The following is a 17481-nucleotide window of genomic DNA, read 5'->3' on the forward strand; positions in this document are numbered from 1 at the left end:
AAGGGGAGTTGCGCCGACAACCACTTAAACCGCATATGCATATGGACGGGCCACGCCGCCGCGCACCGGGTCACGACACGCGCACCGTGACAGAAGGCTCGCTTCGACACGCGGCTCGCTTCGGCTGCGTGCGTTTATCGGCCTAACGGTCAGTCCTTCACAGTCCGTCAGTCTTCGGCGCGCGGCTTGTGCGGCGCTTTTTCGAACGCGCGGTCGTAGAGCCAGCGAGGCGTGACATGCAGCAGCATCGCGACCACGCGCATCTGCCACGGAAACACCGCGAACGACACCTTGCGTGCGACCGCATCGGCCACTTTCCTGGCGAAGCGATCGGCGTCCATCAAAAACGGCATCCGGTACGGATTGTGATCGGTCATCGGCGTGCGGATGAAGCCGGGCGCGATCGTCACGACGGCCACGCCGCGCGGCCGCATCTCGACGCGCAGCGCTTCGAGATACTTCATCGCCGCGGCCTTCGATGCGCTGTACGCGCTCGAGCCCGGCAACCCGCGCACCCCGGCGACGCTCGCGACACCGACCAGCGTGCCGGTACGCGCAGCGCTCATCGCGGCTGCGAACGGTTCGAAGGTGGCGACCATGCCGTAGTAGTTGATGTCCATGACTTCGCGGAAGGTCCGCAGGTCGCCGCGACCGCTGACCGCACCGCGGCTGATACCGGCGTTGGCGATCACGACATCGGGGCAGCCGTACTGATCGATGAACTGCTGGGCGGCCGAGGCGAGCGCTTCGGCGTCGCGGACATCGGCGGGATAGATCGAAACGGAAGTCTGGGGATGGGCTTGCTGGAACGCGGCGAGTGCGTCGCCGCGACGGGCGACCAGGCCGAGGATCGCGCCGCGCCGCGCATATTCGGCGGCGAGCGCGAGGCCAATGCCACTCGATGCGCCGGTAATGAAAACCTTCAGAGGTGTACTCATTCCGGCGCCTTTGGGGATTACATCTTCTTCGCGCGAACCTGGGCGACCAGGTAGTCGAGCACCTGAATCGTGCCCGGCAGATCGTTTGTGATGGCGGGGCTGGTTTCGTACTTGCCCTGCACTGCAAGCGTCGGCACGCCGTCGATCTTGTAGTCGTCGAGCAGCTTCTTGTCACGCGCCAGCGCGGTCTGCGTCGAGAACGAGTTGTACGCTTCCTTGAACTTCTTCGGATCGACACCCTTGGTGGCGAGGAATTTGGCCTGATCTTCCGGCGTCAGCAGGTAATCGTGGTTGACGTGGATTTCGTTGAAGATGGCCGGGGTCAGCTGCTGTGCGAGGCCGAGTGCATCGACAGCGTGGTACAGCTTCGAATGCGGAATGAAGTCGTCGCGGAACGCAACCGGCACGCGCTTGAATACGACGTCCGGACCTTGCTTCTTCACCCATGCTTCGAGGAACGGGTCGAACTCGTTGCAGTGCGGGCAGCCGTACCACATGAATTCGGTGACTTCGATCTTGCCGGCCGGCACTTCGACCGGCTGCGGCGCGGCGAGTACCTTGTAGTCCTTGCCTGCGACCGGTGCGGCCGGCGACGCGTGGGCAGCGCCCGCGACGATACCGACGGAGATGAAGAGAATGCCAAGCAGTTTTTTCATGTCGTGTGGACCTGATAAGGCGGAAATAACGGCGACGTGCGACGGCGGCTTGCCGTAGCGTACGTCGCCACTACGAAAGTTGTGCGACCCGGGTGACCCAGCGATCTGCGCCATCGTACAGGCTACGGCGCCGTTCTGCCGTGATTCAGACCTGCGCCGCGCACCGAAGGTTCAGCGGCGGCGCAGTGTGCTGGTTTACTGTTTGGTGAAGCGAATGACGGCGGTATCGACGCCCGCATCGGACAGCCGTTGACGCGCCGAATTCATGTCGTCGAACTTCGAGAACGGACCGATGCGCACGCGATAGTACGTGATGCCGCCCGCATCGCGCTGCGTCACCTTCGATTCGAAGCCCTGGAACGCGAGACGCGCGCGCTGCTGTTCGGCATCGGCGGAGGTCTTGTACGCGCCGACCTGCAGGAAGTAGCCGGTATTCGCGTCGGCTGCGGCGTTCGATGTACCCGTTGCCGGTTTGGCGTTGGCCGCATTGGCTGCGTTGGCCGTAGAGCCTGGCTTCGGCGCGGTGTTTGCCGCGTTGGCCGTGGCCGGTGCCGAAGCACCCTGCGGCTTCTTCGTCTGCGTGCTGTTGTCCTGCGCGGGCTTGGGCGCGACAGCGACGCCGTTGCTGGCCGCCGGCGGCACTTCGACGATCTGCGGTTCTTCGAGCATGCCGGACGACTGCGTCTGGTTGGTCGACTGTCCCGGTGCGGTATTCGGCGGCGCCGGCTGGGCGGCTTGCGGCACCGCGACGCCCGGCGTCTTGCCCTGCAGCGGCCGGTTGGGGTCGTATTGCGGCTGGCTCGCACCCGCGTCCGAGGCGGCGGCCGGCGCGACCTTCGCGACGAACGGCGTTGGCGCGCGCGTGATGTAGAGCGCGACCACCACCGCGATCGCCAGGCCGACGATCAGGCCCAGCACGATACCGAGAAAAGTGCCCCCGGTTTGTTTCGACTGCTTCGTAGTGCGGCGCGGTTTTGCCATCGTTTGAATCACCTGCGAAAAGAATCGTGGAACGGCCGTCGATTATAACGACGGCTGCACGCATCCCGCTGCGCAATGCCTACATCTTTGCGGGGGCGGAGACGCCGATCGCTGCCAGACCGTTGGCGAGCACCTGGCGCGTCGCCGCGAGCAGCGCGATGCGGGCATTGCGAAGCGCTTCGTCGTCGACGAGAACGCGTTCGGCATTGTAGAACGAGTGGAATTCGCCCGCGAGGTCGCGCAGATAGAACGCGACCGCGTGCGGCGCGAGTTCGTCGGCGGCGTGCGCGAGCATGTCGGGGTACTCGGCGAGCTTCTGCAGCAGCGCCATCGCCTGGTCGCTGACGAGCGGCGTGACGTCCACGGTGGGCAGCACGGCCTCGTCCGCGTTGAAGCGCGACTTCCATTCGTTGATCACCGAGCAGATCCGCGCGTGTGCGTACTGGACGTAATACACGGGGTTTTCGTCGTTCTGCTTGAGCGCGAGATCGATGTCGAAGACGAACTCGGTGTCGGCCTTGCGCGAGATCAGGAAGAAGCGCACCGCATCGCGGCCGCGTCGGATGGTCGCTTCGTCGAGCAGATCCGGTGCGGCTTCCGCACCTTGCGCAGCGCCACCCGACCATTCGATCAGGTCGCGCACCGTCACATAGCTGCCGGCCCGCTTCGAGATCTTCACTTCCTGGCCGTCGCGCATCACCGTGACCATCTTGTGCAGGATGTAGTCGGGATAGCCCTTCGGAATACCGACGCCGAGCCCCTGCAGGCCCGCGCGCACCCGCGCGATCGTGCCGTGGTGGTCCGAGCCCTGCACGTTGATGACCTTGGTGAAGCCGCGCTCCCACTTCGCGACGTGATAGGCGACGTCCGGCACGAAGTACGTGTAGGTGCCGTCGGTCTTGCGCATCACGCGGTCTTTGTCGTCGCCGTCGTCGGTGGTGCGCAGCCACAGGGCGCCTTCCTGCTCGTAGGTCTTGCCCGCGGCGATCAGCGTATTGACGGTCTTCTCGACGAGTCCTTGCGTGTACAGCGACGATTCGAGGAAGTACTGGTCGAAGATCACGCCGAATGCCTGCAGGTCCATGTCCTGCTCGTGGCGCAGATACGCGACCGCGAAACGGCGGATCGCATCGAGGTTTTCGATGTCGCCGGCACCCTTCACTGGTTCGCCGTCCTTGGCTGCCACGGTTTCGCCGTTCAGATAGTCGTGCGCGATGTCGGCGATGTATTCGCCGTTGTAGGCCGACTCGGGCCAGCCTGCATCGCCGGGCTTCAGGCCGCGCGCGCGCGCCTGGGTCGACAGGGCGAGCGTCTGGATCTGCACGCCCGCATCGTTGTAATAGAACTCGCGATGCACGGCGTAACCCTGCGACGCGAGTACGTTCGACAGTGCATCGCCGAGCGCCGCCTGGCGACCGTGGCCGACGTGCAGCGGGCCGGTCGGGTTGGCGGAGACGAATTCGATCAGCACGCGCTTGCCCGCTTCGCGCTGCGAGTGGCCGAAGGCGTCGCGTTCGGTGAATACAGCACCGACTACGGCCTGCTTTGCAGCGGCGGCAAGACGCAGGTTGATGAAGCCAGGACCGGCGACTTCGGCGCCGTCCACAAGACCTTTAGCCTGCGGGTGCGCGAGCACCGCGTCGACGATCTGTTGTGCGAGCTGGCGTGGATTGGCGCGCAGCGGCTTGGCGAGCTGCATCGCGACGTTGCACGCGACATCGCCGTGCGCGGCGACTTTCGGGCGTTCGAGCGTGATGGCGGGCGCGACGAACGCGGCATCGGCTTGGCCCTGGGCGGCCTGGGTAGTCTGGGCGACCTGCTTGACGATGTCGGCGAGCAGTGTTTCGAGAGTCAGTTTTTGTGCGGGCAGCATGCTTGTTGCGAGTCCAGTGAGGCAGTGCAGTAAGGCGACCGAGGCGCCGGATGGTAGTTCGGCCACGGCAGGCGGCTGGTCCGCTCGCGGCGGATGGTTCGTTTCGCCTGCGGTGGATCGTTCATCGGCCTGCGGTCGTCGCCACGGCCGCAGGCGGCGATCGGGGAGGCGGGAGCGGGCAGAGCGGCAAACGGGTCCGGCGCGTCGGGAGGTGCTTTTTCGGTCTAGACGGATTTTAGCAGGTGCTAATATGTCCATTGAGTGTCCACTGGATCGATGCCCGATCAAGGGCCGTGGCAGCCGGCGCGCGCCGGCCTTGCCAACGAAACCGTATGAATCACCGTTCTATGTCGTTTCGTACGCGAATCCAACATAACGAAAAGGGAATTGCCATGCTGGTTACTTTCAAATGTCGCGCCGCCCCGGACGTCGTGATGCTCGAAAATCTCGCACAGTATCTCGTCGGTATCGTCGGCAAACCGCTTGGCGAACGCGGTGTCATCATGCACGACGAACTCGATGCGGCGATCGCGAAGCTCGAGTCGGCCATCGTCACCGACAAGCAGGAGCGCGCCGAACACGACGGGCACTTCCACGAAGGTGAAGAAGGCCACGAGCATCATGAAATCCCGATCGGTCTCGCGCAGCGCGCGTACCCGTTCCTCGATATGCTGCGCCTCGCGAAGCAGGAAAACAACGACGTGCTCTGGGGCATCTGAACGGTTATCGGGTGGTGACCCGCGGTGCTGGTGCTGGCATTGACCAGGCCCGGAAAGAATCCCGCGGCCTGGCGAGCGCTGGATAAATAACCGCGCGCATCGAGTGCACCAAAGACATGGAGCCCGCTATAAGCGGGCTCCGTCGTTTCTGCAGGTCTGCAATGCGCCGCAAACCAAACGGTGCATTGCACGTGTCTTGATTACTGGCTGGCCGCTTCCGGCGTAGCGGCCGGCGCAGACGCACCCTTCTTCACCTTTTTCTTCTTCGCCTTCTTCACGTGCTTCTGGGTGGGCGGCGAGTATGAACTGACCGCGCTCGCTTCGGCGGGCGCGGCGGTTTGGGCGAGCGCCAGCGACGAGCCCGCAGCCAGCGTCAATGCAGTCAGTAACAGCGTCAGCTTTTTCATACGATTTTTCTCCGTGACGGTTGCAAGTCGATGAAGCCGGCGCGTTGTTGACCCCGCGTCCGGCGGGCACAGCTGCTTCAGCTTACAAAACCGAAATTCGTGCTGCGAGAAATATTCAGCCTTACACATCCGATATGTTGCCCATCCGTTGAAGCTTTACAGCAGCGGCGCGAGCGCCCGTTCCGCATCCGTTTTCGACAGCGCCATGCGCTGCGCGAAGTCTTCAACCTGATCCTGGTTGATCTTACCCACCGAGAAGTACGTGCTGTCCGGATGCGCGAGATAGAACCCGGAGACGCTAGCAGCGGGCAGCATCGCTAGCGATTCGGTCACGCTCATGCCGATCTCTTCGGCGCGCAGCACAGTGAACATGTCCTGCTTCACGAGATGGTCCGGGCAGGCCGGATAGCCCGGCGCGGGCCGGATGCCGCGGTATTTCTCGCCGATCAGCTCTTCGTTGGAGAGCGTTTCGGCGGCGGCGTAGCCCCACAGGTCGCGGCGCACACGCGCATGCATCGCTTCGGCGAACGCTTCGGCGAAGCGGTCGGCGAGCGCCTTCAGCATGATCGCGCTGTAGTCGTCGTGATCCTTCTCGAACTGCTTTTCCTTCACGTCGACGCCGAGGCCGGCCGTCACCGCGAACATGCCGATGTAATCGGCCACGCCCGAATCCTTCGGCGCGATGAAATCGGCCAGCGACCGGTTCGGCCGCATCACGCCATCCACCACCGGTCGCACGCTCTGCTGGCGCAGGTTGCGCCATGTCAGCGCGACTTCGGTACGCGATTCGTCGGTGTAGATCTCGATGTCGTCGTCGTTGACCGTGTTTGCGGGCAGCAGCGAGATCACGCCGTTTGCAGTGAGCCAGCGGCCCTGGATCAACCGCGACAGCATCGATTTCGCGTCGGAGAACACGCGTCGCGCCGATTCGCCGACGATCTCGTCGTTGAGGATGGCCGGATACGGGCCGGCGAGATCCCACGTCTGGAAGAACGGCGCCCAGTCGATATAGTTCGCGAGTTCGTTCAGATCGAAGTTCTTGAACACGCGCCGGCCGATGAATTTCGGCTTGACCGGCTGGTAGCCGGCCCAATCGACCTTCGTCTTGTTCGCGCGCGCCTCGGCGAGCGTGACCATCGGCTGAACCTTGCGGTTTGCGTGCTGGTCGCGGATGCGGTCGTAGTCGGATTTCAGGTCCTGCAGATACTTCGCCGCGCCCTCATCGGAGAGCAGGCTCGATGCAACCGATACCGAGCGCGACGCATCCGGCACATACACCACCGGGCCTTCGTAATGCGGCGCGATCTTGACAGCGGTGTGCACGCGCGAGGTCGTAGCGCCGCCGATCAGCAGCGGAATCTTCTTGATGCGGAAGTAATCGTCGCGCTGCATTTCGGAGGCGACGTAGGCCATTTCCTCGAGGCTCGGTGTAATCAGCCCCGACAGCCCGACGATATCCGCGCCCTCGACCTTCGCCTTCGCGAGAATCTCGTTGCACGGGACCATCACGCCCATGTTGACCACTTCGAAGTTATTGCACTGGAGCACGACCGACACGATGTTCTTGCCGATGTCGTGCACATCGCCCTTCACGGTGGCGATGACGATCTTGCCTTTCGCGCGCACGTCGCCGCCGGCTTCGGCGAGCAGCCGCTTTTCTTCCTCGATGAACGGGATCAGATGCGCAACGGCCTGCTTCATCACGCGCGCCGATTTGACCACCTGCGGCAGGAACATCTTGCCTTGACCGAACAGGTCGCCGACGATGTTCATACCGTCCATCAACGGCCCTTCGATCACGTTGATCGGCCGGCCGCCGGCCGCGTCGATCTTCGCGCGGACCTCTTCGGTATCCTCGACGATGAAGGTCGTGATGCCGAGCACGAGCGCATGCGACAGACGTTTCTCGACGGGCTGGTTGCGCCATTCGAGGTTTTCCTCTTTCTTCGCGGCACCGGTCTTGAACTTGTCGGCGATTTCGAGCAGACGGTCGGTGCCGTCGTCGCGGCGGTTCAGTACGACGTCCTCGACGCGCTCGCGCAGTTCGGTGTCGAGATCGGCATAGACGCCGAGCTGGCCCGCGTTGACGATACCCATATCCATGCCGGCCTGGATCGCGTGGTACAGGAACACGGTGTGGATCGCCTCGCGCACCGGGTCGTTGCCGCGAAACGAGAACGAGACGTTCGACACACCGCCGCTGATCTTCGCGTACGGCAGGTTCTGCTTGATCCAGCGGGTCGCGTTGATGAAGTCGACCGCATAGTTGTTGTGCTCTTCGATCCCGGTCGCAATCGCGAAGATGTTCGGATCGAAGATGATGTCTTCGGGCGGGAAGCCGACTTCGTTGACGAGGAAGTCATACGAGCGCTTGCAGATCTGGGTCTTGCGTTCGAAGGTATCGGCCTGGCCTTTTTCGTCGAAAGCCATCACGACCGCCGCCGCGCCGTAGCGGCGAATCAGCTTCGCGTGGTGACGGAACGCGTCTTCGCCTTCCTTCAGCGAGATCGAGTTGACGATCGCCTTGCCCTGCACGCATTTCAGACCCGCTTCGATGACTTCCCACTTCGACGAGTCGATCATCACCGGCACGCGCGCAATGTCCGGTTCCGACGCGATCAGATTCATGAAGCGGACCATCGCCGCTTTCGAATCGAGCATCGCTTCGTCCATGTTGATGTCGATCACCTGCGCACCGTTCTCCACCTGCTGACGCGCAACCGCGAGCGCTTCGTCGAACTGGCTGTTGAGAATCATCCGCGCGAACGCTTTCGAGCCGGTGACGTTGGTTCGTTCGCCGACGTTGATGAAGAGCGTGCCGGTCGTGACATTGAACGGTTCGAGGCCGGACAGGCGCAGGGTGTGATCGGTCATGGCGTTGTCTTTTTTATGGAGCGGTGCAGGAGCGTGGGTCAGCCGCGCGGCTCAGGCCGCGTCGCGATAGTGATTCGGCCACCTGCGCGGCTTGATGTCGGCGAGTGCTTTCGCGATCGCCGCGATATGTTCCGGCGTCGTCCCACAGCAGCCGCCCGCGATGTTGACGAGCCCGGCCTGGGCAAACTCCTTCAGCAACCCGGAGGTGTCGGCGGGCGTTTCGTCGAAGCCGGTGTCGCTCATCGGATTCGGCAGGCCGGCGTTCGGGTAGCACGACACATACGTATCGCAGAGCTTCGCGAGCTCGGCGACATACGGGCGCATCAGCGCCGCACCAAGTGCGCAGTTCAGCCCGAACGTGAGCGGCTTCGCGTGCCGCAGCGAATTCCAGAACGCCTCGACGGTCTGGCCGGAGAGGATGCGGCCCGATGCGTCGGTGACGGTGCCGGAGATCATGATCGGCAGGATTTCGCCGGTGTCTTCGAACAGTTCGTCGAGCGCAAACAGCGCCGCTTTCGCGTTCAGCGTGTCGAAGATCGTCTCGACGAGAAACAGGTCGACACCACCTTCGAGCAGCGCTTTCGCCTGCTCGTAGTAAGCGGTGCGAAGCTCGTCGAAGGTCACGTTGCGCGCGCCCGGGTCGTTGACGTCGGGCGAGATGCTGGCCGTTTTCGGCGTCGGGCCGATCGCGCCGGCGACAAAGCGCGGCTTGTCCGCGCTAGAGTAACGCTCGCACGCGGCGCGGGCGATCTTCGCCGATTCGAGGTTCATCTCGTACGCGAGGTTCTCCATGCCGTAGTCGGCCTGGGCAACGGTGGTCGCGCCGAACGTGTTGGTCTCGATGATGTCGGCGCTGGCCGCGAGGTACTGCTCGTGAATCTCGCCGATGACCTGCGGTTGCGTGATCGACAGCAGTTCGTTATTGCCCTTGATGTCGCGCCCGTAGTCCTTGAAGCGCTCGCCGCGATACGCTGCTTCGCCGAGCTTGTACTGCTGGATCATCGTGCCCATCGCCCCGTCGAGGATCAGGATGCGCGACTCGAGTAGCGCGGGCAGCGTTGCGCCGCGCGTGTAGACACGAGCGAGCGCATGGGTGCGGGCGGCAACGGCGGAGGAAGCAGGCTGGTTCATGGCGAAATAATGGCAAAAGCGCGTGGCAAAAGCGGCTTGCGCCTGATGGGACTCGGGAACCCGTCATTGTAGCCGCAGCCGCCTGGTGGCGCTGCGTGTGGCCACCGGGCTGAAAAGCGCCCCGTGCGGGCGAGCAAGATCTGTTTCGCAAGGACAAAGAAAAAGTCCTGTCCGGCACGAAGCCGGACAGGACTTTTGAGTAACGTGTCGCCGGGGCGTGGGTTAGTGAAGCACGACCGGTTGATTCATCAGACTATCGAATTGCCCGAGGAACTCGTCGACTTCGTCCAGCGACGGTTCTTCCTGGATCAGCTTCTGTACATGTTCGCGAAAGCGCGCAGCCATGGCGCCGTCGATATAGATCTCGCGTTGCATATTCTTGTCGACGATCTCATAACCGCCTGAGCGCATGGCGAGATGGCCATCTTCAGGCGGAAACTCGACAACACAATAATTGGGGCTGTTGTAGATCATTTGCATGGCGACACTCCTTCTTTCCGTGGGCTCCAGGCCGTTCCTGCGCCATACATGGAGCATATGGTGTGGAATTCAAGGGGTGGGTCCGGGCAACGCTAGTAAAAATTTCCGGACCTGAAGGTTAGACAGGGCTTTGTAGAAACGTTTCAAGCATGGCAGCAAATCGCTGTGATTGCTCGATCGGTGCAAGGTGCGCGGCATCGAGCAATTCGTACCGAGCCCCTTCGATCGCCTCGGCGATCGCCGCCGTCGCAGCTGGCGGCGTGCCCGTGTCGTGTCGACCGGCTATGGTGAGCGTCGGCATGCGCAGTGCGGCGAGCCGGTCGCGCACGTCGAAATCACGCAGTGCTTCGCATGCACGCGCATAGCCTTGTGGCGACGTTTGCAGCAGCACTTCGCGGATCTTGCTCGACTGCTTCGGGATGCGCCTGCTGGAAGTCCGGCGTGAGCCAGCGACCGATTGTCGCAGAGGCGAGTGCTGCAAGGCCGTCGTTGCGTGCCGAGGCCGCACGCTGGTCCCAGACCGCGCGGCCCTCGGGCGGCGTGCCCGCGGACGTATCGGCGAGCGTCAAGGTGTCGACGCGCTGCGGGTAATCGAGTGCGAACTGCTGCGCGATCATGCCGCCCATCGATATACCGACCAGATGCGTATGCGCTACACCCAGCGCATCGAGTAGCGACGCTAGGTCGTGTGCCAGATCCGCGACGCCGAAATGGGTATCCGTGACCGCGGTTGCACCATGGCCGCGCACGTCGTAGCGCAGCACCGTGTAGTCGTCACGAAAGTAACCGGCCATCTGATCCCAGATGGACAGATCGCCGCCCAGTTGATGGATGAACGTCAGCCAGGGGCCGCCGCCCTCGTTGCTCAGTACATAACGTGTGTCGATGCCGTCGATGTTCAGTTGCATGCGGGCTCCGTTAGTCGTGATGCGGTGAAGATGCGTTGAATGACGCAATGTCGCGAGATATACCGTCGCACGAAGCGGGCCAGCGGTGCCTTGCGGCGCGGCGTGCGATAGACGTCGTGGCGGCGTCGCTGGACGTGCGCCTGGTGGATGCGAGTGATGCCTCACGAGGAAGTTTCAGCGATCTGTGTAAGACCCGGTGAGGTTCAGGGGCTTGGCGCGCTGTTGCCCGAGGGTACGTTAGGGGCCGGTGCAGGCGCAGGTGAAGCGACGGGTGGCGTTGCGGGTGACGCGTCCGGTGAAGCAGTCGCCGGAGGGGCGGGGGAGGCAACAGGTGGGACAGCGGATAATCCAGCTGGAGATGTAGCGGGCGCGACAATGGACGACGAAGCCGGCGTGGCAGCGCTACCAGCGCTCCCGGCAGCGGCGTCGGGTTGAGGTGCGGCGAGATCGTTTGCCCCGTTTGCCCCGTTCGCCCCGCTCGCCCCGCCGACATCAGGCGCCGGTGAAGCTGCGCCGCCGGCCGCATCGCCATCGGGCGCACCAAGCTTGCCGCGCCAGACCAGCTCGATCTGCGTGCCGTTCGGTTCGGTCTGCACGAGCCGCACGGGCAACCAGCCTAGCGACGGCGCGAGCCATACGTCGATGCGCCGCTCATCGCCGGCGTGACGCGACAGTCGCATGAAGTGCCGCGCACCGACGAAGCCCTGTGCAGTGCGCACTGTCTCGTCGCCGATCGTTTCGATCGGCCAGATCTCGCCACTGTTGTTATCCGCGACGTAGAACTGCCGCGTGACGCCAGGCTTGTACGCATCGGGGTCGCCGCGCACGAGGCTCGCAAGCTGCATCACCATGCTGAAGCGGTCCTGCGCGCCATCGGGCAGCGCGAGCGTTGTCGGTGTGCGCGTGAAGGCGATCTGCTTGTCGGTGCGATTGAAGATCGTTACGTCTTCGGGGCGCCGGCCGCGTTTTTCGATGTACTGATCGGGCGCGAGACCGAATGCATCGACCCGGCCGTGGCTCGAATAGGTGAACGGGCCGATAAACGGTACTGGCATCGAGACGACGATCTCATAGTGCTGGCTATCGCTGGTCCAGTGGATCGTGCCGGGCTGGTTGCGTACGCCGTTGTAAAACGTGTCGTACTGCATGTCGCTGGACGGCGGTACCGAGAACTTCACGCCGGGCGTTGCCTGCGCGGCACTAGCGGCGCTCGGTGCGGGGGCGCCGGTGGCGGCCGCATTGCCGTTTGCGCCTGAAGCTGCTGTCGCACTCGCAGCGCTTGCCGCCTCGGGCACTGCGGGCGCTGACGCTGCGACTGGCGCCTTCGCGTCGGGTTGTGTAGCCGTCAGCACATGTTCTTGCGATGCATGGGGACGGGCGCGTTGAACCGGTGCAGGCTTCGGTGCGGCAGCAGCCGGTTCGGCGGCCGGCTTTTGCTCGATGCGCTCGGGCTGTAGCAGCGCGATTTCGACCGGCGCGTGTGCGGCGTCGGCGGGCTGGAATGTTTGCCGATTCCGCTCGATCCACTCTGCGGCGATCCAGTGCAGGCACAGCACGGCGATCAACACCGCGATCCAGCGCCCTGCGCGCGTGCTAGACCGTGCCGCGGCTACTGGCGGACGATTCGGACGAGGCGGGCGGTTCGGACCGCGACGGAGCGCAGATGACGACATGCAGGACGGGATAGGTGGGCGGTAATAACTCGTGAGGAATCGGGCGGCGAGTGGCTTCGGTCGATACCGTACACGCAATCGATGAGCCAGCGCGCCTGCGGGGTTCGACTGTACCGTTACCCGCGATGTTCCGGGCCCACGCGAAGCAACAGGCCAACACGCCCCGTGAAACTCGCCTCAGCGCGGCGTCGGACTATACCCCAGCTCGTACGACAGTCTGTCCGCGCATTCGCGCAGCGCTGTATCGATGGCACCACCCCAGCGAATGTCGAACGCGCCCTCATGACCGAGCGCGATCAGCCCCAGTGCGAGTTCGCCGGTCGAATCGAACACCGGCATGCAGAACGCGTGGATCGTCGCGAGCAGCATGCCCTCGACACGGGCCGCGCCATGTGCGCGCACTTCATCGAGCGCGCGCTCTACTTCTGCCGGCGTGCGCGGTGTGTCGGCCTGTGTGAACCGTTGCGCGCCGGCGAGTTCGCGCTCCATCAGCGCAGCGGTTTTACTGCGTGGCAGATAGGCGGCGAACAGCAGGCCGGTCGCTGAGCCGAGCAATGGCATCACGTCGCCGAGCTTCAGCGATGCCTTCGCCGGGTAGCTCGATTCCATCCAGTGCACGACCGTCGGCCCCTGGTTGCCCCATACGGCGATGCCGACCGTCATGTCGAGCCGGTCGCGCAGTTCGGCGAGCGCGACACGCGCAAGCTTCACGCCATCCACCCGCGCAAGCCGCGCGAGTCCCAGTTGCAACGCGAAACCACCGAGTTCGTAGCGGCCCGACAGCGGGTCTTGTGCGACCACGCCGAGCCGCAGAAAACTCACGAGGTAGCGATGCGCCTTCGCCGGGCTCATGCCCGCGCGTTGCGCGAGGTCGCGCAGCATCATCGCGCGTGGTTCGTGCGTCAGCACGTCGAGTAGCCGGAAGCCTACTTCGATCGACTGGATGCCCGAGCGCAGTTTCTCTTCGCCGGCGTCCGGCGTGTCGTCGTCGGCTTCGAATGGCTCCAGGGCATCGGCGGCCGCGGGCATAGCCGGCGGATCGATAGCATCGGCGGCGTTGCGACGGGCAGTGCGTGGACGAGTGGATGACGGCATGAGCGGGAGCAGGCGCGAGCCGCGAAGGCACGTGATATACAGCGGTGGAAAAACGCGCGTTTGGGTCGCGCCGATTCACCATCGTAGAATAGATTCCTTCTATCGTCATCCATACCGCTCATTTCCCTATGAAACTTGCCTCGCTGAAGGACGGCACACGCGACGGTCAACTGATCGTCGTATCCCGCGACCTGCACACCGCGGCGATTGCCGACGCGATCGTGCCGACGCTGCAACGCGCACTCGACGACTGGACCTTCTACGCGCCGCAACTGCTCGATCTGTACGACGCGCTGAACCAGGGCCGCGCGCGCAACACGTTCCCGTTCGATGCCGAAAACTGCATGGCGCCGTTGCCACGCGCGTTCCAGTGGGCCGACGGCTCGTCGTATGTGAACCACGTCGAACTCGTGCGTCGCGCACGCGGGCGGAGATGCCGCCCGAGTTCTGGACCGACCCGCTGATGTACCAGGGCGGCAGCGACGATTTCATCGGGCCGCGCGACGACGTGATCTGCGCCTCGGAAGCCTATGGCATCGATTTCGAAGCGGAAGTCGCGGTGATCACCGGCGATGTGCCGATGGCCGCAACCCCCGAGCAGGCGCTGAAAGGTGTGCGGCTCGTCACGCTCGTGAACGACGTTTCGCTGCGCAACCTGATCCCCGCCGAACTCGCGAAGGGTTTTGGCTTCTTCCAGAGCAAGCCGGCGACATCGTTTGCGCCGCTCGCCGTCACGCCCGACGAACTCGGCGAGCACTGGCGCGCAGGCCGCGTGCACCGGCCGATGATCGTCCACTGGAACGGCAAGAAAGTCGGCCAGCCTGACGCCGGCACGGACATGGTGTTCCACTTCGGCCAGCTGATCGCGCATGCGGCGAAGACGCGCAATCTGCGCGCGGGCACGATCGTCGGCTCGGGCACGGTCTCGAACAAGGATGCGAAGCGCGGCTACTGCTGCATCGCCGAGAAGCGCTGCCTCGAAACCATCGAACACGGCGCACCGCAGACCGAGTTCATGCAGTACGGCGATACGGTGAAGATCGAGATGTTCGACGAGGCGGGCAAATCGATCTTCGGTGCGATCGATCAGGCGATTGCACCGCCTGACGGGGCGCGCTGAACGTAACGATGGCGCGTACTGAACGGTTCGACTGCATGCGCCGAATCGGTGGACGGTGCGCGTTTAACCGCATCGGCAGGCACCAGACTGCACGCGCTTGACTGCCCGAAATACCGCCCCCGGCTGCGCGGCCTGCCGCGCCGATCCGAAAGGGTTTCGCCCGATGCCGGGCTGCCGGTGCGCCGCTACACTGGCTGACGCACGCGCCGGACGCGCACCGTGTCGCACGACGTCACGCCGTACGACAACGACAGTACGCAACAGACGGCCGGCATAGAGAACAACATCGCCAACAACAAGAACCATCAGGAGACTTCCATGCTGCGCTTGCGCCCGTTCGACATGACGACCCGGCGTGCCCGGGGCATATCGCTATCAACCGAAGCTTCGGCGAGCACGTCGTTACGCCGCTGGTTGCGCTGCGTGCCGCTACTCACAGTCGGCTTGCCCGCACTCGCACTCGCCCAGGTAAAAATCGGACTCGTGCTATCGCTGACCGGACCCGCCGCATCGCTTGGCATTCCTGCACGCGACACCGTCGCGCTATTCCCTAAAGAACTGGCCGGCCAGAAGGTCGAATACATCGTGCTCGACGATGCATCGGACACGACGCAGGCCGTGCAGGACACCAAGAAGCTGATCTCCGAGAATCATGTCGACGCGATCATCGGTTCGTCGATCACACCGAACTCGCTCGCGATGATCGACGTAGTGGCGGAGGGCGAGACGCCGGCTATTTCGCTGGCATCGTCCGCGAAGATCATCGAACCCGTCGATGCAAAACGCCACTGGATGTTCAAGACACCACAGACCGACGCGATGATGGCCTCGGCGATCGCCGAACACGCCAGCGATCACGGTGTGAAGACGATCGCCTACATCGGCCAGGCCGACGCGCTCGGCGAGACCTTCTATACCGAGGTCGCGAAGTTCGCGGATCTGCATCACATCCGCGTGGTGGCGAGCGAACGCTTTAATCGCACCGATCCGAGCGTGACCGGACAGATCCTCAAGATCATGGCCACGAATCCCGATGCAGTCGTGGTCGGCGCGGCCGGGACGCCGGCCGCGCTGCCGCCGCGGACGCTGATCGCGCGCGGCTACAAAGGCAAGATCTATCACAATCACGGGGTCGGCAATAACGACTTCCTGCGCGTGTGCGGCAGCGACTGCAACGGCACATTCCTGCCCGCAAGCCCGGTGCTGGTCGCCGCGCAACTGTCGGTCGATCACCCGGCCAAGCGTCTCGCGCTAGACTACATCGGCCGCTTCGAAGCGCTGCGCGGGCGCGGCAGCGTGTCGGCGTTCGGCTCGTATGCGTGGGATGCCAGCATGCTGCTCTCGAACGCCGTGCCGATCGCGTTGAAGAGCGCGGCGCCCGGCACACCCGAATTCCGCCACGCACTGCGCGACGCACTCGAAGCGACACGCGGCTTCGCGGATACCAACGGCGTCGTCAACATGAGTACGACCGATCACCTTGGGCTCGATCAGCGCGCACGGGTGATGGTGCAGATCCGCGACGGCAAGTGGGTGTATCAACCGCATTGAGCTGCAATAAGCCACATTCAACCGCATCGACCCGGATACCGCCGGCACGCAACCCTCGATCACGGAAAACCGCCATGTCGAATCAACCACCGGAGCCAGCGGCATCGCCCGATGCGCCCGACCGCAACCCCGCCTTCTACGCGCACTACGAGTCGCTGCAACTGCGCCGTCATCCGCACGGCATCCTCGAAATCGTGATGAACGGCGCGGGCGCGAATCGCAGTGGTCTCGCCACCGCCGACGAGCGCATGCATCGCGAACTGGCCGACATCTGGCGCGACATCGATCGCGACAACGAGACCCGCGTCGCGCTGATTCGCGGCGAAGGCAAGGGCTTTTCGGCTGGTGGCGATCTGGACCTTGTCGAGCAGATGGCGACCGACTTCGATGTCCGCACGCGCGTCTGGCGCGAGGCCCGCGATCTCGTCTACAACGTGATCAACTGCAGCAAGCCGATCGTCTCGGCGATGCATGGGCCGGCGGTCGGCGCGGGTCTCGTCGCGGGGCTGCTCGCCGATATTTCGATCGCGGCGAAAACGGCAAGCATCATCGACGGTCATACGCGCCTCGGCGTCGCGGCGGGCGACCATGCGGCGATTGTCTGGCCGTTGCTGTGCGGGATGGCGAAGGCCAAGTACTACCTGCTGCTGTGCGAGCCGGTGAGCGGCGAAGAAGCGGAGCGCATCGGCCTCGTGTCGCGCGCCGTCGATGAAAGTGCCTTGCTGTCCACCGCGTTCGAGATCGCCGAAAAGCTCGCGTACGGCTCGCAGACGGCAATCCGCTGGACTAAGTACGCGCTGAACAACTGGCTGCGGCTGGCAGGACCGACCTTCGATACCTCGCTGGCACTTGAATTCATGGGCTTCGCGGGGCCGGACGTGCGCGAGGGCGTGAGTTCGCTGCGCGAGCGTCGCCCCGCCGATTTTCCGGGCGGCGAGCCGTTCTGATGCGGTTTCGCCTGTGCGTCGCGACCGTGTTGCGGAGCGCGGCGCGCAGCACGGCCCGCGCGGTATGATCAGACGAAGCGCATCCTGTCCGTGAGCGGGCCGCCGCGCTTCAATCGTTTCCGGTGTGA

General features: G+C 64.0%; 13 protein-coding genes and 2 pseudogenes. 4 read left to right on the forward strand and 11 right to left on the reverse strand.

The window, feature by feature from the left end; all coding sequences use genetic code 11:
- Positions 1-167: 167 nt before the first annotated feature.
- The 4 genes from FNZ07_RS14945 to argS all read right to left on the reverse strand — a co-directional run bounded on the left by FNZ07_RS14945 (position 168) and on the right by argS (position 4448).
- Positions 168-938 (reverse strand): SDR family oxidoreductase, encoded by a 771-nt coding sequence (locus tag FNZ07_RS14945; RefSeq protein ID WP_091009317.1) that lies wholly within the window; start codon positions 936-938, stop codon positions 168-170.
- A gap of 17 nt (positions 939-955) precedes the next feature.
- Entirely contained in the window at positions 956-1594 is a 639-nt protein-coding gene (locus FNZ07_RS14950; protein ID WP_091010876.1) for a thiol:disulfide interchange protein DsbA/DsbL, read from the reverse strand.
- Positions 1595-1789: 195 nt separating this feature from the next.
- Complete coding sequence (locus FNZ07_RS14955) at positions 1790-2575, reverse strand: SPOR domain-containing protein (protein WP_091009322.1); 786 nt, start codon at positions 2573-2575, stop codon at positions 1790-1792.
- Positions 2576-2654: 79 nt separating this feature from the next.
- Positions 2655-4448, reverse strand: coding sequence for an arginine--tRNA ligase (gene argS, locus FNZ07_RS14960; RefSeq protein ID WP_091009325.1), 1794 nt, complete (start codon positions 4446-4448; stop codon positions 2655-2657).
- A gap of 392 nt (positions 4449-4840) precedes the next feature.
- Here argS and FNZ07_RS14965 point away from each other — a divergent pair, with 392 nt between their 5' ends.
- Positions 4841-5167: a DUF1840 domain-containing protein gene (locus tag FNZ07_RS14965; protein WP_091009327.1), complete on the forward strand. Its 327-nt coding sequence runs from the start codon at positions 4841-4843 to the stop codon at positions 5165-5167.
- Positions 5168-5367: 200 nt separating this feature from the next.
- Here FNZ07_RS14965 and FNZ07_RS14970 read toward each other — a convergent pair whose 3' ends face one another.
- The 7 genes and pseudogenes from FNZ07_RS14970 to FNZ07_RS15000 all read right to left on the reverse strand — a co-directional run bounded on the left by FNZ07_RS14970 (position 5368) and on the right by FNZ07_RS15000 (position 13669).
- A complete protein-coding gene (locus FNZ07_RS14970) occupies positions 5368-5574 on the reverse strand; it encodes an acid-shock protein (RefSeq protein ID WP_091009330.1) in 207 nt (68 codons plus the stop codon).
- Between the two features lie 156 nt (positions 5575-5730).
- A complete protein-coding gene (gene metH / locus FNZ07_RS14975) occupies positions 5731-8448 on the reverse strand; it encodes a methionine synthase (RefSeq protein ID WP_091009333.1) in 2718 nt (905 codons plus the stop codon).
- 51 nt (positions 8449-8499) lie between these two features.
- On the reverse strand, positions 8500-9579 hold the full coding sequence (locus tag FNZ07_RS14980; protein WP_091009336.1) for a homocysteine S-methyltransferase family protein: 1080 nt from the start codon (positions 9577-9579) through the stop codon (positions 8500-8502).
- Between the two features lie 222 nt (positions 9580-9801).
- Entirely contained in the window at positions 9802-10059 is a 258-nt protein-coding gene (locus tag FNZ07_RS14985; protein WP_091009340.1) for a BTH_I0359 family protein, read from the reverse strand.
- A gap of 118 nt (positions 10060-10177) precedes the next feature.
- Positions 10178-10967, reverse strand: a pseudogene (gene pcaD, locus FNZ07_RS14990) (3-oxoadipate enol-lactonase).
- Between the two features lie 203 nt (positions 10968-11170).
- A complete protein-coding gene (locus FNZ07_RS14995) occupies positions 11171-12640 on the reverse strand; it encodes a DUF3108 domain-containing protein (RefSeq protein WP_091009345.1) in 1470 nt (489 codons plus the stop codon).
- Between the two features lie 177 nt (positions 12641-12817).
- The gene (locus tag FNZ07_RS15000) at positions 12818-13669 is read right to left on the reverse strand and encodes an IclR family transcriptional regulator (RefSeq protein WP_245811438.1); all 852 of its coding nucleotides are present in this window, start codon (positions 13667-13669) and stop codon (positions 12818-12820) included.
- Between the two features lie 194 nt (positions 13670-13863).
- On the opposite strand from FNZ07_RS15000, the pseudogene FNZ07_RS15005 reads away from it, so the two are divergent.
- The 3 genes and pseudogenes from FNZ07_RS15005 to FNZ07_RS15015 all read left to right on the forward strand — a co-directional run bounded on the left by FNZ07_RS15005 (position 13864) and on the right by FNZ07_RS15015 (position 17353).
- Positions 13864-14855 (forward strand): annotated as a pseudogene (locus tag FNZ07_RS15005) (fumarylacetoacetate hydrolase family protein).
- A 318-nt stretch (positions 14856-15173) separates the two neighbouring features.
- A complete protein-coding gene (locus tag FNZ07_RS15010) occupies positions 15174-16406 on the forward strand; it encodes an ABC transporter substrate-binding protein (RefSeq protein ID WP_091010877.1) in 1233 nt (410 codons plus the stop codon).
- Positions 16407-16480: 74 nt separating this feature from the next.
- Positions 16481-17353: an enoyl-CoA hydratase/isomerase family protein gene (locus FNZ07_RS15015; RefSeq protein WP_091009354.1), complete on the forward strand. Its 873-nt coding sequence runs from the start codon at positions 16481-16483 to the stop codon at positions 17351-17353.
- Positions 17354-17481: the final 128 nt, after the last annotated feature.

Origin of the sequence: Paraburkholderia megapolitana (assembly GCF_007556815.1) — a bacterium.
Classification (GTDB): Bacteria; Pseudomonadota; Gammaproteobacteria; order Burkholderiales; family Burkholderiaceae; genus Paraburkholderia; species Paraburkholderia megapolitana.